Consider the following 15,638-nt stretch of genomic DNA (forward strand, 5'->3'; position numbering starts at 1 on the left):
AGTGCCGTCCGCCCAAAGGGGACCGGTGCAGGTTGATGGTCGGTCCCAGGACGACGTCGACCCCCTTGCGCCGTGCCTCGGAGGCGGAGGCCTCATATTCCGGTGTCCCCGGGCCGATTCTGCGTCCTGGACCCTCTACGACGGCGGGGCACGCCTGCAGCCGCCAACTTTCCTTCCAGCTCGCCCGGCTTCCGCAGGTCACTCCACACCCACCGGACCACGTTCAGGCCGGTCGCCCTGATCCTGTCCTCCCGCAGCTTTTCATCCACCACCGCCTGCCCGGAAGTCCTGCCGTTGAGGTATTCCGGCTTGAGGTACTTCGCCACGCCGTCGAACTCCCCTACGGTGCGGCTGCCCCTCCAATAGAAGTCGGCAAAGGCCACGAAGCCGGTGGAGCTCCGGACCTCGTGCTGCAGGGTTGGTGCCGCGAAACCCGCTGTGTGAATCAACCCTCGGCTGTATGACTCGCCTGGAGAACCGGACCGGGCATCGGCAAACTCCAGGGCAGCCCTCACCCGACGCTCGGCAGCAGCGGAGTAGCGTCCGGCCACCGCCGCGAGAAGCTCCGCCATGGTCAGTGCGGGGAGCGACCGGGCGTTGTCCGGCTTCAGCACATGGTCCAGCGGAACAATTGCTTCGGCTAACGGGACGGCTGCCGCGAGATCGAGCACCGTCACCACCCGTGAGGTGACGAGCAGACCGTCCACGGTGTCGACGTCGAGCATTCCGGGCCCCACAAGATGCCTCCGCACACCGCCGCGGGACCTGCCGCCTCCCCTGGACGTAGTGAGGGCGTGAATGGGCTGGCCTCGCTGGATCGTGGGGATACCCCAGAGGACGGCGCCGGAATGATGCGAGAAAATCGGCGGAACGATGGCGGTCTCAGCGACCGCCTCGATCTTCAGCCGGTAGCGTTGCCATGCGGCGAGCCCGTCCCAGGCTAAAGCCTCCACGTACACACCCTGCCGGATACGCACCAGCGAGCCCGATTTCACTGCTGCCGGCAGCGGGCGCGTGCTTGCGCCGGTCTCGGCCAAGTGTCGGGTCAGAATCAGGCGGGGAAGCTTACTCATACCGCACCATTGCAGGGCACGCAGGGTGGCCGACAGAGGTCGAAGCGGCTATGTGGAAAGCCTGAATTGGAGGGGGGACACTGTTTCGGTCTGAGGACGCGGGATAATCTGTGTCCTCGGACCGAAACGGCGTCCGGGGTCAGCCGGCCAGGACTCCCGACGCCGCTTCCGCCACTGCGGCCTTGATGCGGCCGTGCAGCTCCCGGAGGCCCTGCCGGTCCGTGCGGACCTCAATAATGCTGCGCCCCGACCGCGGTGCGGCGAGCGCCTCGGCGAGTTCCGCCGTCGTACTTACCGCACAATGTCCGACGCCGTACGCTGCGGCGAGTGCCGCGATGTCCACTGAGTGCGGGGTGCCGAAGAGGCGCTCGACGGCGTTCCCGTATGTTCCGGCTTGCTGCACGGCTCCGTGTTCCAGGAGGTTGAAGATGGCCCCGCCGGCGTCGTTCAGGACCACGATGCGCAGGAGGGGATCGTTCTCGGCGAAGCCCAGGAGGAGGCCGCCGGCGTCGTGCAGGAAGGTGACGTCGCCGACCAGGAGGGTGGTTTCCTGCCGGCCGCCCCAGGCAATGCCGGTGGCGGTCGAGATGGTGCCGTCGATCCCGGCGAGGCCGCGGTTGGCGAACACCGTGGCCTGCGGTTCGGGCAGGGGCTGACCCGCGAGGTCCACGTCCCGGATGCCGTTGGAGGACCCCAGCATCAGCTGCCCGCGCGCATGCTTCCACACCAGCGCACCGACGGACGGCCCGGTTGCCGCGGTCTCTCCGGACAGCACCTGGTCGAGCGCGTGCTGCGCGGCGGCACCGGCCAGCAGCCAGGTATCCAGCCACGCCGAGGAGCCGCGGCCGGAGAAATCGGCGAGGTCCGCGAGGTTGTCCAGCGGGAGTTCGGTCCGCCGGCCCGGTTCGTACCAGGCCACAGGAACCGGCTGGTACAGGGCGGACGGGACGTCGGCACGGGCCAGCAGCGCGGAGACTGGGCGCGAGAGGGTCGGCCGGCCAAACAGGACCACCCGCTCGATCGGCTGGGCGGAATCCGGACCGAAGTGCTCCAGCAGGAGCCGGTACGGGCCCACGGCATTCGGGCCGAAGCGTGAGTTGGAGGACGGTTCGGCGAGCAGCGGCAGGCCATGGGCGCGGGCGAAGGCTTCGGCGACCGGACCGGCATCGTGCCCGGCCAGCACCACGGTGCGCCGTTCCTCCAGACTGGCGGGTGCGGGCGGAAGGGTCAGCGGTTCCGGGCCGCGTCCGATCCTCCACGTCCTGCGGCCCGCTTTTTCCGGCAGGTGGTCGCCGGCGGCGGGAACCAGCGGATCTCGGAAAGCCAGGTTCAGCTGGACGGGCCCGGGCGCGACGTCTTCGAACACGCCGGTGGCGGCGCTGAGGGCGGTCTCCACGGCGCGTTCCGGATCGGTGCCCGCGGGAATGTCGACGGCGAAGCGCACGTGCTCGCCGAAGAGGTCCAGCTGGACGGTGGTCTGGTTGGCGCCGGTGCCGCGCAGTTCGTCAGGCCGGTCAGCGGACAGCACCACCAGCGGCACGGCGGCGTGGTTGGCCTCCATGACGGCTGGCATGAGGTTCCCGACGGCGGTCCCGGACGTGGTGAGCACGGCGGCCGGCGCTCCCGTGGACAGGGCAAGGCCCAGGGCAGTGAAGCCGGCGGAACGCTCATCGATCCGGACCAGGAGCTCCACGCGGCCGGCGGCGTCGGCCTCGGCGAGCGCATAGGCCATGGGTGCTGACCGCGAACCCGGCGAGACCACTACATACCGGACGCCGCCGTCGAGCAGGGCGGACACGGCAATCCGGGAAGCCTCGATAGCGGTCAGTGTGCCCTGCGCCGCGTCGGTGCGCGTGGCGCCATCGGCGTGGCCGCGGGAGTCCTGCGCTGCTTGGGCCGGTGCTGCTTCGGCCGGGGCGCCGGTGGCGTCACCTTCGGAAAGAGGGGCGTCGTCGGCAGCGGCATAGACGTTGAGCGGGTCCAGCGGGTTCTCGGAAGTCACCAATCCAGTCTCCCATCAACCCCAACGCTCTCTCACTTCCTGCCGCCCAAACCCCAACCCTCTCTCACTTTCTTCGGCGAAGTGAGAGAGCGTCACGGGAAACCCCGCAGGAAGTGAGAGAGCGTCGCAGGAAAACCCACAAAAAGTGAGAGAGGATCGCAGGGGCGCGCACCAGCTCACACGAGTTAGGTAAACTGCAGCAAAGCAGTGTTTTCCCACCCGGAGGATCAGCCCATGAACCGCAAGGCCACCGCACTGGACGTCGCCAAGCTGGCGGGTGTCTCGCGCAGCGCTGTGTCGCTCGTGCTCAACGGGCGGGGTGACGGCAACGTGGCCGCGGAAAGCCAGCAGCGCATCCGGGAAGCAGCCGTTGCCCTCAACTACTCGCCGAACAAGATTGCCCTGAGCCTGCGCAACCAGCAGTCGCGGGTGATCGGGATCGTGTCGGACCACGTGGTCGTCAGCGCCTTTGACGGGAACATCATTGGCGGGGCCGACGACGTCGCACGCAGCCGCGGCTTTGTCACCGTAGCCATGGACACGGAGTTCGACGCCGCCCGGGATGAGAGCGCCGTGGAGACCCTTCTGGACCGGCAGGTGGAGGGACTCATGTACGTCACGGAGGGTCTAAAGCGCTTGGAGGTGCCGCCGGGGATGCTTCGGGTTCCGTCGGTCCTGGCCAACTGCTTCGACAACGCCCCGGCGCCGGCCCTATCCCACGTGATCCCGGACGAAGTGCGCGGCGGCAGGGAAGCCGCTAGCCACCTGCTGGAGTTGGGCCACCGCGATATCGCCATGGTTGCCGGCCCCGCCAACGCCTCGGCCGCACCCCTTCGCGTCGCCGGCTATCGCGAGGCCTACTCCGGGGCCCACCTTCCGGTCCGGGAAGACCGGATCAGCTTCGCCGGATGGGACATTGACGACGGATTCCACGGCGCCATGAAACTGCTCGACGGCGCGTCGCCCGCCGAGCGGCCCACCGCCATCATGGCCGCCAACGACCGCGTCGCCATCGGCGTCATGCTGGCCGCCGCCCGCCTAGGCCTCAACGTGCCCGGAGACCTCTCGATCATGGGCTACGACGACGAATTGCACATCGCCGATACCATGGTCCCCGCGCTCACCACCATGGCCCTGCCGCTTCGAGAAATGGGAGCCGCGGCCATGACCCAGCTGTTGGAACGGATCGAGGGCGACGGCGGTTCGGAACCTGCGCGGGTTGACGGCCTCGAGACCTTGGTCCCCTGCCGCCTCGTAATCAGAGAGTCCACGGCGCCCGCACCGCCGGGCCGCAGCTGATTCCCGCCGCCTGCGACGGCGGCACCACGGCCGAACGGCACGACGGCGGCACCCAGCTGAGTGCCGCCGTCGCTAAGTACCGCTGTCCGCTATTTAGGCTGCTTCAGTTCCCAGACGTCCGCCGCCGCGCCGGCGGGAAAGTGCAGCTGCCACTCTTCCCCCGGAGCCGGGTAAGCCCGCAGCGTGGTGGCCACGGAACCGGCGCGGTAGACCTCCACCAGTGAGGCATCGACGAAGACCCTCAGCTCCTCCCCCGGCTCGAGGGTGCCGCTAAACACGCTCTGGCGGCCGCCGTCGCCCACGAGCAGGAGTTCGACGGCGGTGTTCCCGCCGCCGGCCCCGCCGCCAGTCCCGTCTCCAATAGCCGCACCGGCAGTAATCAAGGCTTCAGCAAACGGAGGCAGTACAACGGATCCTGCCGTCTGGCTGGCCGTCAGCGCTCCACGGTAGGCGTCGACCTCGGGGGCAGGGCTGACGGCAAGGGCGCCGTCGACCACGGAGAGTTCTCGCGGGAAGGTCAGGACCCCGGCCCAGCCGGCGGCGTCTATTTCGTCCTGGCTGCGGCCGCGGCGTCCATCGCGGCCCGGTCCTTCATTGGCCCAGCCCCACAGCAGGGCCCGGTCCTCCAGCGCCACGATCTGGGGCGCGTAGAAGTCCCGTCCGAGGTCGGACTTCCCGCCGCCGCGGGGCGTGAAGACCGGCAGTCCGGTCGCCGGGTCTTCGGTCAGGGAGCCGACCAGGTGTCCCACGCCGTTGGCGTGTTCGTGCGCGTCACCTGAGAGCCAGAGGGAGAACATCATCAGCCAGGTGCCGGCGTCGCCTGCGGACTCCCCCGCGGACCGGGACCCGGAGTTCCCGGACACCCCGGAGGAATCCGCCACCCGCACCAGCTGCGGGCATTCCCAGATCTCGGCGGGCGTGTACTCCGAAGCCACCGGATTCTCCGAGGTCAGCCAGATGCCCTGGTACTTCCAGTCGGACAGGTCCTCCACCGTGTACAGCAGCAGTGCGGCGTGCCCGCTGGCGAGGCCTGCGCCCTGCATGGCGTACCGCCTGCCGTTGAAACGGAAGATAAACGGGTCGCGCACCGCGGTGACCCTCCCGTCGTTCGGCATCGAGGCCGCAACGTGGCCGGTCTGCTCCCAGCGGACCAGGTCCTCCGAGCCGCGGGCGATGACCACCTGGGAGTGGCCCCCGGCGCCGTGGACGCCCGAGTACGCGGCGGTGGGAACACCGCCGTCGTCCGTCACCACACCGGTCCAGCAGCCGTACTCATCCGGTCCGCCCTGCTGCGGACGCAGCGCCACCGGGTGTTCCTCCCAGCGCACCAGGTCGGCGGAGCTCACGTGGCCCCAGGCGATCCTGTGGTGCCGGGTGGAGTCCGGGTTGTACTGGAAGAACACGTGGTAGCGGCCGTTGATGTAGCTGATGCCGTTGGGATCGTTGATCCAGCCCTGCGCGGGACGCGGGTGGAACCGCGGGAAGGCGGGATCGGGGTGGGCGGCGGCGACGTCGTCGAAGCGCAAGGCGGCGAGGTCCGGGGAGGGCATAACAGGGGGCCTTTCGGTGAGGAGGTTATTTTCCGGTGCCGGCCGTGAGGCCGTCCTGGAGTGCGCGCTGGCCGAACATAAAGACCACCAGCGCCGGGATCATGGACAGGACCACGCCTGCAAGCACCACGGAGATGCTGCCGGTTCCCAGGTTGCCCTGGAGCGAGACAAGTCCCAGCGGGAGCGTGAAATTCTGCTCGGAGATGGTCAGGATGAGCGGGCGGAAGAACTCGTTCCAATGGAAGTTGAATGCGAGGATTCCCACGATCGCCATGCCTGGCATCGCCAGTGGTGCATATATGGAACGGAACGTCCGCCAGGGTGAGGCGCCGTCGATCGAGGCGGCCTCGGCCAGCTCGGCCGGGAGCCCCATGAAGTACTGGCGCATCAGGAAGGTGCCGAACGCCGTCGGAATGGCCGGCAGGATCAGTGCCAGCAGCGTGTCCGAAAGGCCCATGCCGCGGATCAGCATGAAGACGGGCACGATCGTGACCTGCACCGGCACCATCATGGTGGCCAGCACGATCGAGAAGAGTGCGCCGCGGCCGCGGAACTTCAGGTGCGCGAAGGCGTAGCCTGCCATCGCCGCGGTCACCATCTGGCCCAACGCGATTAGCCCGGTCACCAGGGCGCTGTTGAGGACGAGCAGGAAGATATTCAGTTTCTGGAATACTTCACCGTAGGACGTGAAATCCGGGTTCCACGGGAAGAACGACGGCGGCAGCTTGAAGGATTCCGACGGCGACCGCAGCGACGTGGACAGGGTCCACAGCACCGGGCCCAGCGTCAGGGTTGCCGCGATCAGCAGCAGGACGATGCGGAAAGCGAAATTCCAGCTGAACCTGCGCCGGTTGGGTGACGTTTCCGGGAGGCCTTCCGAGAGCCGGGGGGAATGCCCAGCCAGGCCGTGGTCTGTTGTGGTTGTCATGGCTGGCCTTACTGGTAGAAGACGAATCGTTTGCTGAGCCGGAACTGCGCGGCCGTGATGGCCATGATGATCAGGGTGAGAAGCACGCCGATGGCGGAGGCCTGACCGAACTCGAGGCGCTGGAAGGCCGATTCGAAGATGACCATGACGGCGGTGCGGGTGGAGTCGCCGGGTCCGCCGCGGGTCAGCACGTAGGGCTGGTCGAACACCTGCAGGGCGCTGATGATCGCCATCACCGAGGCCACCAGCGTGGTGGGGCTCAGCAGGGGCAGCGTCACGTAGAGGTGCTTGCGCCAGCCGGTGGCCCCGTCGATCGATGCCGCTTCGTATGTCTCCACGGGAATGGAGGCCAGGCCGCCGATGAACAGCAGGAAGGAGAACCCGAAGTTCTGCCACACGTAGACAAGGATCACGACGGCGGCGGACCCGCCCGGCGTGGTCAGCCACGGCACCGCGGGGATGCCCGCGAGGGACAGGAACCAGTTGACCACGCCGAACTGCTCGTTGAAGAGGTACCGCATGAAGATGGAAACCGAGGCCGCGGACAGGATCAGCGGGAAGAAGAAGGCGGAGCGGAAGAATACGCGCAGCCAGGCCGGCATCTTCTCCTGCACCATGATGGCCAGTGCCAGGGCGAGCCCGAGCTGGAAGGCCACGGCCACCACCACGAACAGGATTGTGTTCAGGAAGGACACCCGGACGGTGGGGTCCTGGACCACTTCGGAGAAGTTGTCGAAGCCCACGAAGGTCGGCGCCGAAATGATGTCCCAGCGGAAGAAGGCAAGGACCACGGATGCCACGATCGGGATCAGGGTGAAGAGGCCCATGCCCAGGATGGTGGGGGCCAGGAAGATCCAGGCCAGCCAGCGCTGGCTGTTCCTGCCGTTCGTTACGGGTGCCTTGGCCTGCGTAGCCTGCCCGGCCGCCTGCCTCGGCCGCTCCCGCGGCGGGGTGGTGGTGCTCATGACTGCCTCCTCAGGGCCAGTTCAAGGTCGCGCTGCATGGAGGCGAGGGCCTGCTTGAGCTGGCGCTCGTCGCCGCTGACAGCCAGCGATACGTTCTTCATCAGGGCCGTTTCGACGGCTGCCTGCTGCGGTGGGGCCGGAATGGGGCCGGTGGTGGGGAACCTGTCCAGGGTGTCGTAGAAGACCTTCCAATTGGCGGGTCCCTTGCCGGCGTAGAGCTCCTCGTTGACCATGGAGCGGCGCGCCGGCGTCGTGATCGGGTTGGGGAAGATCAGTTCCATCGCCTCGCGGCTGGAACTGAACTTGATCCACTCCCAGGCGGCGTCCTTGTCCTTTGCGGTCTTCATGATCGCGTAGCCGGCGGTGCCGAATTGGTGGCGCTGGGTCTTCCAGCGGGGGAAGAACTGGACGTCGAAATCGTTTTCGCCCATCCCGGCCTCATGCAGGCCCTGCACCCAGTAGCCGCCGGCCGGCGTCGTCCCGATGCGGTTGGACGCGAACAGCCCGACGAGTGAACCACCGCCGCCTTCCTCCGGGCGGACCCCGAGTCCGTCCTTGACCAGCCCGCGCAGGTAGTCGAAGGACTCGAACACGCGGTCGTCGTTGGCGTTGGGCTCCAGCCACTGGTACCCGCCCGACCTGAGGCTGCGGGAGGGATCGTTGGCGTAGAAGCCGTCCCAAAGCCACTCCCCGCCGGCGGACCTGGTCTCCTTCAGGAAGCTGGTGTCGTTCGCGTACAGCCACGGCACCACACCGCCGAAGAGCCGGTTGGTCCAGTAATACGGGGTGAAGTCCGAGGTGCGGGCCTTGCGCATGGCGGCGAGGCTGTTCCGGAAGTCCATGTGGGTCCAGTCATCCGCCGGGCGCTCGAGCCCTGCCTGCGCGAAGGCGGTGGTGTTGTAGTACATGTTGGCCGCGTTCCAGTCCATGGGGAGCTGGTACAGGCTGCCCTTGTACATGAAGGCCTCCACCAGGCTGGGGTGGACGTCGTCGAAGAACTCCGCCATGTCCGCGGCGTCGCGGCGTACGTACTCGTCGAGCGGGTGGGCGAGTTTTTCGGCGAACAGCTGGGCGCCTTCGGTGGCAACGTAGACCACGTCCGGTGGTGTCCCTGCGGCCACCATGGTGAGGATCTTGGTGAAGAAGTCTTTCCAGTCCGCGGCCTGGATGGCCTGGACCTTGACCTTGATCTCCGGGTGGAGACGGGTGAAAGCGTCGATGGCGCGCTGGCGGGCGGCGGCGTCCGCGGCGGTGCCCATGATGGCGATGCTGAGGCTGTTGTCCCCGCGGCCCGGAATGTCCGTCCCGGAGAGACGCGGCCACGATGCCACGGTTGCTCCGATAATTCCCGCGCCGAGGGCACCAAGGGCGGTACGGCGGGTGAATTCCCGCAGGTGCCCGTTTGTGGCTCCGGTCATGTCAATTTCCTTCCTAACACGTGTTAGGAACTGTAGATCAAGGCCTAACACGTGTCAAGCATCACAAGCTAGGCGCAGGCAGGCCTCGCAACCTGGCACACTTCACTGCCACGCTCTCTCACATCCTGCGCTCAAAAACCCGGACGCTCTCTCACATCCTGCTCCAAAAACCCGGACGCTCTCTCACATCCTGTTAGTCATGGTCGTGCGATGCGCCCTGCAGTGAACCCTCAACGGCTGTGGAGCGGAGCCCGGCTGTAAATGCGGATCGCCAATTGGGATCCGGTCGCCCGGTCGGCGGCCCGAAGGTCGTTCCGCGGATTGAGTTCAGCTCGCGGTTCATCCCGCCGAGTGCCTCGCTGTACGCGAACTGTTGCCCGGCAGACATCGACTCCTAAGGCGCAGCCAGTTTCATGCCAAAGAAAAGCTCCTGCATCCACCCCGTATCCGCTACGGGGACTAGGTCACTCCCGTAGGCCCGTTCCACCATCCGGCGCAGAGTGTCCGTTGACTGCCGATATTTGGTGATGCTATCCATGGGTCCTCACATGATCCGACCATTTTCTACTCGAGTAGACAAGAATACTCCACGTACGGCGAGCTGCGAAGGTCACGGATGGAGTGCGTCAGAAGTGAGAGAGCGTCGGTCAAAAACCCGCAGGATGTGAGAGAGCGTCCCTGCGCCTACATGTTCTCCGGGGTCTCGATGCCCAGCAGGTCGAGCCCCTCGGAGAGCCTGTGGAGGACCAGTGCGCACAGGGCCAGCCGCGACTGGCGAACCGAATCGTCCGCCTTGAGCACGGGGCACTGGTCGTAGAAGGACGTGAACAGCTGCGCGAGCTCGAACAAGTACGCACACAACCGGTGCGGCTCGAGGAGTTCCCCCACCCGGCGAAGGTTGGCACCATACTCCAGCAGGTGCAGGGCCAGGGCACGTTCAGCGGGTTCGACGACGGCGATGGACGCAGCCGCCGTCGGCCCGCCGGCCGTCTCGCCCGGGGAAGCCGCCTCGCCCAGAGACCCCGCCTCCCCAGCAGACTCCGCGTCGCCCACAGACTCCGCCTCGCCGGCCTTCCGCAGGATGGAGCGGATCCGCGCGGCGGCGTACTGCACGTACGGGCCGGTGTTGCCACTGAGTGCAAGCATGCGGTCAAAGTCGAATACATACTCGGTATCGTGGCCCACGGAGAGGTCGGCGTACTTCACCGCTCCGATGCCCACCTGCCGGGCGGTCACGGCGCGCACGTCCTCCGGGAGGTCCGGGCGGCTCGAGTCCACCACGGCCCGGGCGCGGTCCACAGCCTCGTCCAGCAGGGCCATCAGCTTCACCGGCGTGCCCGAGCGGGACTTTAGGATCTTGCCGTCCTCGCCCAGCACGTTGCCGATCTGCACGTGGGTGGCTTCGACCGTGTCAGGCAGCCAGCCAGCCTCGCGCGCCGACTCCATGACCATGCGCAGGTGGACGTTCTGCGGGGCGCCCACCACGTAGAGGATGCGGTCGGCCTGGAGGTCCCGGACCCGGTACCGGATGGTCGCGAGGTCCGTCGTGGCGTACCCGTACCCGCCGTCGGACTTGCGGATGATGAGCGGCAGCGGCTCGCCGTCCCGGCCCGTAAACCCGGCGGGGAAAGTGCACAGCGCCCCTTCGCTGACGCGGGCCAGGCCCCGCTCCTCCAGTTCCTGGCACAGCTGTGCTAGATGGCGATCGTACGAACTTTCACCCGCGATGTGGTCGTCCTCGAGGCTGACTCCCAGCGTGGCGTAGATGGCGTTGAAGTAGACCTTCGAGTGGTCCACCAGCCGCTGCCAGACCTCCAGCGTCTCCTCGTGGGCCGACTGGAGTGACACGACGCGGAGACGGGCCCGCGTCGCGAAGTCGGGGTCGCCGTCGAACTTTGCCCGCGCCGCCTGGTAGAACGCGCTGGGGTCCTCCACCAGCAGCGCGGCCTCGGGTGAATCCTCGCCGATCTCCAGCCAGTGCTCAATCAGCATGCCAAAGGGCGTGCCCCAGTCGCCGATGTGGTTCTGCCGGATCACCGTGTGGCCCAGCGCCTCGAGGACGCGGACCAGGCTGTCCCCCACCACGGTGGTGCGGAGGTGGCCCACGTGCATTTCCTTCGCAACGTTTGGGGAGGAATAGTCGACGACGACGCGCTGGGCTTGCGTCTCCGGCCCGCCTTGCGACTGGGAAGCCTGGGCGTTGAGCAGCTCCTCGATCCACGTGCCGTCGAACGTGAGGTTGATGAAGCCGGGGCCGGAGATTTCAACGCCGGTGCAGAGGCCGTCGAGCTCCAGGGACTCGACAATGCGTGCGGCAGCGTCGCGTGGCGCCAGGCCCACCTTCTTCGCGAGAGCCATGGCCGCGTTGACCTGGATGTCCGCGAATTGCGACGGCCGGACCACCGGGTCGGTGTCCCGGAACTCTTCGCCGAACGCTTGGGCAATAGCTGCCTGGACTCTGGGGACAACCATCTCGGCCGGATTATTCACAAGCTCAAATTATCAGTCCCGGGCCCTTCCGACCCTCTCTCACTTCCTGCGGATAAATCCGGGACGCTCTCTCAGTTCCTGCCGCCAAAAAGCGGACGCTCTCTCACCTCCCGACTTTGCGGCCAGGGAGGTGAGAGAGCGTCCGCAAAAAACGCACCAAAGGTGAGAGAGCGTCCGCAAAAAACCCACCAAAAGTGAGAGAGCGTCCTGGAAGGTAGGGCGGGCCGGGGGGTGACCCGGTCAGATGAGTGGAAAGCGGCCCTAGCCGCGGAAGACCTGGACCACCGACGGGCGCGGGGCGCGCGCCTGGCCGCGCGCCGGCGTCGTGCCTGCCGGAACGTAGTCCGGGAAGTACGAGTTCGGTGCGTCGAATGTGCCTTCCTCCCCCGGGTGCTGCACGGAGACAAAGACGGTGCGCTCGTCGTCGTGGACGATCGGGCCGCAGGTCTCGGCGTCGCGCGGGACGGCCAGGAACTGCTCCACCTTGCCGCGATCAGCGCCGTCGAGGGTCACCTTGAACAGGCCGTCCGCGCGGCCGATGCCGGCGGGGGCCCCGTCGGTGGAGATCCACAGATTGCCCACGGAGTCGAACGCCAGGTTGTCCGGGCAGGAGATCGGGGAGACCTGGTCCACCGGGAAGCCGGAGAAGTAGGTGACGTCGCCCTGGGCGGGATCGCCGCAGACCATCAGCAGGTTCCAGGTGAACTTGGTGGAGGTCTGGTCGCCGGTTTCGGTGATCTCCACGATGTGGCCGTCGCGGTTGGCGTTGCGCGGGTTGATCTCGGTGGCGCCTTCCTTGCCGGCCTTGCCGCGGTCCGAGTTGTTGGTGCAGGCAACGTAGACCTTGCCCGTGTGCAGGCTGGGCTGCACGTCCTCGCAGCGGTCCATCTTGGTGGGACCCACCTTGTCCGCGGCCAGCCGGGTGTAGACGAGGACCTCTTCGACGGACATCCCGGGCACTGCCGAGGCCCCGTCAACCACCAGCGGCAGCCATTCGCCGGTACCGTCGAACGAACCATCCGCGGGGACAGCCCCGGTCCCGGTGATCTCGGCCGCCGGCGAGTTGCCGGTGAACTTGGCCACGTACAGGTTGCCGGCGGACAGCAGCGTCATGTTGTGCTTACGGTCGCCCTCGCGGTATTTCTCGGCAGAGACGAACTTGTAGAGGTAGTCGAAGCGCTCGTCGTCGCCGGAGTAGGCCACCGCGTGCCCCGATTCGGCGACGATCACGTTGGCGCCCTCGTGCTTGAACCGGCCCAGCGAGGAGTGCTTCTTCGGCGTGGAGGTGGGGTCGAAAGGGTCCACTTCCACGATCCAGCCGAAGCGGTTGACCTCATTCGCGTAGCCGGCGTTGCGGGTGTCGAAGCGGGGGTCGTCCAGTTCCCATTTGCGCGCCGTGGCCGACGACGTCAGGCCGTAGCGCTTGTCGCTGGCGGACGTGCCCGGGGAGACGAAGTACCCGTTGAAGTTCTCCTCGCCGGACAGGATGGTTCCCCAGGGCGTGGTGCCGCCGGAGCAGTTGCCGAGCGTGCCCTTGATCCTGCGCCCGGACGGGTCGTCGATGGTCTTTACGAGCGAGGAACCGGCGGCGGGGCCGGTGAGTTCGTAGACCGTGCTGTTCAGGTAGCGGCGGTTGAGCCCGGCGCCCTGGACGTAGCTCCACGGCTTGTTCCTGTTCTGCCGCTCCAGCTCCACCACGGTCAGGCCGTGGGCGGCCTGGCCCACGGCGCGGACATCGGCGGCCGGCATGGTGGCCGGGAACATGATGTTTTCGTTGGTGTATTCGTGGTTGGCGAAGAGCACGGCGCGGCGGCCATTGCTACCCGGAACCTCGAGGATGTCCGTGTAGTCGTTGTTGTAGCCGAACTGCTTTTCCTGCGCGGCCGCCGTCTGGTTGTTGATGTCGAACGCGGGAGCATCGTTGAAGATCGGGTCTCCCCAGCGGATCACGGGCTGCCAGGCGAACCCGGCCGGCACGGTCAGGGTGTCCACGTCCGCGGCGATGGACGGGATCGCGGTGAACTGCAGCTTGGACTTGCCGAAGCCGTCCTTTGCTGCGGCGGCGAGACCGGTGCCGCCGTCGGCCACTGCCGTTCCGGCGGACGTTACCGCACTGCCCAGCACGACGGCGAGCGCACCGGCGGCGCCGAAGCCGAGGGCGGCGCGGCGGGACATGGTGGCGGAGGCGATGTCGCGGAAGTAGCTGTTTGAGCTGTTGTTGCAGACCTCGCCCGAGCAGGCGTTGTCGCACTTCAGCGCGCAGGTGACGGGGCTCCGCTTGCCTTTGGTGTGGCCGAGCATGGGGAGCAGGGCAAACTTGCGTCCGGTCGTTTCAGACATGAGGGGGCCTTCCAAGGAATCCGATGCGGTCCCGCCAACCCTGCCAGCAGCTTCCAACCGGGAGCCGACAACCAGATGAAGATCCGGTGAACCGCCGGTGGCCCGCAGAAAGGGGTGAGAGAGCGTCCCGGAAAAACCCGCCAAAAGTGAGAGAGCGTCCCAGGAAAACCCACAGGAAGTGAGAGAGCGTCAGACCTGGGCGGGGGCGGCCAGCGCTGCGTGCACCCGGCGGAGGCGGTCCAGCCACCAGTCCCGGCGGCCAGCCGGGGCCGCGAACTCCTCAAGCAGCCCGGCGTCGGCGGTGACGTCGCGGAGGCGGATGGCGCCGTCGTCGGCCACCAGCGGATCCCGGGTGACGTCGGCCGCGAGCAGCGACACCGTCCCCAGGCCGCACGCGTACGGCAGTTCCGGCAGGGCCGCCGCCAAAGCCAGCCCGGCGCGGATCCCCACCGAGGTGTCCAGCGCGGAGCTCACGACGGCGGGCAGCCCTGCCTGCGCCACGATGTCCAGTGCACGCCGGACTCCCCCGAGGGGCGCCACCTTCACCACGATGAGATCGGCTGCGCCAGCCCGCGCGACGCGCAGGGGGTCGTCCTCCTTGCGCACGCTTTCGTCCGCGGCGATCAGCAGGGGAATGCCGGCGGCCCGCAACCGGCGGCGCACCTCGGCCAGGCCCTCGATGTCCGGCACCGGCTGCTCGGCGTATTCCAGCCCGACGGCGGACAGCCGGGTCAGTGCCTCCACGGCCGTGGGAACGTCCCACCCGCCGTTCGCGTCGACCCTTATGGCGGCGTGCGGGAGGGCGTTGCGGACGGCGGCGACCCGGGCGGCGTCGTCGTCGAGCGTCTGGCCGCGTTCAGCCACCTTGATCTTGACGGCATCCACGCGGCCGAACCGGGCCAGCACCGCCGGAACGCGGTCCGCGGCAACGGCCGGAACGGTGGCATTGACGGGGATGACGTGGCGCAGCGGCGCGGGAAAGCCCTGCCAGCCGGCCTCGACGGCGGCGGCGAGCCAGCGCGAGGCTTCGGCGTCGCCGTATTCGGGGAAGGGGCAGAACTCGCCCCATCCCAGCGGGCCTTCCAGCAGCAGGGCCTCGCGCTGGGTGATGCCGCGGAACTTCACGCGCATGGGCAGGCTCACTACATGGGCGGACGCCAAAAGCCGGTCCAGGGAAGGAAGGGCTGCATCCTTTTCGGAGTCTTTCCCCCGGGGCTGGCTGGGTGCGTCGGCAGGCATGATTTCACTCTACCGGGCACCCCCGACAACGGGCCGACGCAAAAAGCCCCACTGCAGATAGGGAGGCCGAGGAGTCCCTTGGTAGGGCCGACGGCGACTGGGGGCGAGCTTCACGTTTTATGAGACTCGTCGCCGCCGGCCCAGCTCAAGGAGCCCCGGGCGCACATTCCCTGCGGATAACCGCCGGATCTGCTGCGGGGCGGTCCGTGTAAAACCGGACCGTTGATAAAATCCTAGGGACCCCGGGCCGCCGCCGCATGAGTACCCGCTACTCGTTTTGGCGGCTCGGATGTACTCGGGAAAGCGGCCATCACGCGCCGCGAACAGCGTGCGA

Annotated in this window: 10 protein-coding genes; 1 reads left to right on the forward strand and 9 read right to left on the reverse strand. The window is 67.5% G+C overall.

What is annotated here, in order from left to right; translation table 11 throughout:
• Positions 1 to 92: 92 nt before the first annotated feature.
• Positions 93 to 1,073 (reverse strand): hypothetical protein, encoded by a 981-nt coding sequence (locus AB0N24_RS22455; protein ID WP_364129283.1) that lies wholly within the window; start codon positions 1,071 to 1,073, stop codon positions 93 to 95.
• Positions 1,074 to 1,212: 139 nt separating this feature from the next.
• Positions 1,213 to 3,075, reverse strand: a complete 1,863-nt coding sequence (gene menD, locus AB0N24_RS22460) for a 2-succinyl-5-enolpyruvyl-6-hydroxy-3-cyclohexene-1-carboxylic-acid synthase (protein WP_364129286.1) — start codon at positions 3,073 to 3,075, stop codon at positions 1,213 to 1,215.
• Between the two features lie 234 nt (positions 3,076 to 3,309).
• Here menD and AB0N24_RS22465 point away from each other — a divergent pair, with 234 nt between their 5' ends.
• Entirely contained in the window at positions 3,310 to 4,374 is a 1,065-nt protein-coding gene (locus AB0N24_RS22465) for a LacI family DNA-binding transcriptional regulator (protein WP_364129289.1), read from the forward strand.
• Positions 4,375 to 4,463: 89 nt separating this feature from the next.
• On the opposite strand, the gene AB0N24_RS22470 is transcribed toward AB0N24_RS22465, so the two are convergent.
• The 7 genes from AB0N24_RS22470 to AB0N24_RS22500 form a co-directional block, all read right to left on the reverse strand.
• Positions 4,464 to 5,924 carry a glycoside hydrolase family 32 protein gene (locus AB0N24_RS22470; protein WP_364129291.1) on the reverse strand — a complete coding sequence of 487 codons (1,461 nt, stop codon included), beginning with the start codon at positions 5,922 to 5,924 and terminating at the stop codon, positions 4,464 to 4,466.
• 25 nt (positions 5,925 to 5,949) lie between these two features.
• On the reverse strand, positions 5,950 to 6,852 hold the full coding sequence (locus tag AB0N24_RS22475) for a carbohydrate ABC transporter permease (protein ID WP_364129293.1): 903 nt from the start codon (positions 6,850 to 6,852) through the stop codon (positions 5,950 to 5,952).
• Positions 6,853 to 6,860: 8 nt separating this feature from the next.
• Complete coding sequence (locus tag AB0N24_RS22480; RefSeq protein ID WP_364129295.1) at positions 6,861 to 7,817, reverse strand: sugar ABC transporter permease; 957 nt, start codon at positions 7,815 to 7,817, stop codon at positions 6,861 to 6,863.
• The gene (locus AB0N24_RS22485; protein ID WP_364129298.1) at positions 7,814 to 9,235 is read right to left on the reverse strand and encodes an extracellular solute-binding protein; all 1,422 of its coding nucleotides are present in this window, start codon (positions 9,233 to 9,235) and stop codon (positions 7,814 to 7,816) included. The genes AB0N24_RS22480 and AB0N24_RS22485 overlap by 4 nt, the downstream gene beginning before the upstream one ends.
• A gap of 684 nt (positions 9,236 to 9,919) precedes the next feature.
• A complete protein-coding gene (gene argS / locus AB0N24_RS22490) occupies positions 9,920 to 11,707 on the reverse strand; it encodes an arginine--tRNA ligase (protein ID WP_364129300.1) in 1,788 nt (595 codons plus the stop codon).
• A gap of 279 nt (positions 11,708 to 11,986) precedes the next feature.
• Positions 11,987 to 14,065: a PhoX family phosphatase gene (locus tag AB0N24_RS22495; protein ID WP_364129302.1), complete on the reverse strand. Its 2,079-nt coding sequence runs from the start codon at positions 14,063 to 14,065 to the stop codon at positions 11,987 to 11,989.
• A 189-nt stretch (positions 14,066 to 14,254) separates the two neighbouring features.
• Positions 14,255 to 15,304, reverse strand: a complete 1,050-nt coding sequence (locus AB0N24_RS22500) for an o-succinylbenzoate synthase (RefSeq protein WP_364129304.1) — start codon at positions 15,302 to 15,304, stop codon at positions 14,255 to 14,257.
• Positions 15,305 to 15,638: the final 334 nt, after the last annotated feature.

Source organism: Arthrobacter sp. NPDC093128 (assembly GCF_040683875.1).
Classification (GTDB): Bacteria; Actinomycetota; Actinomycetes; order Actinomycetales; family Micrococcaceae; genus Arthrobacter.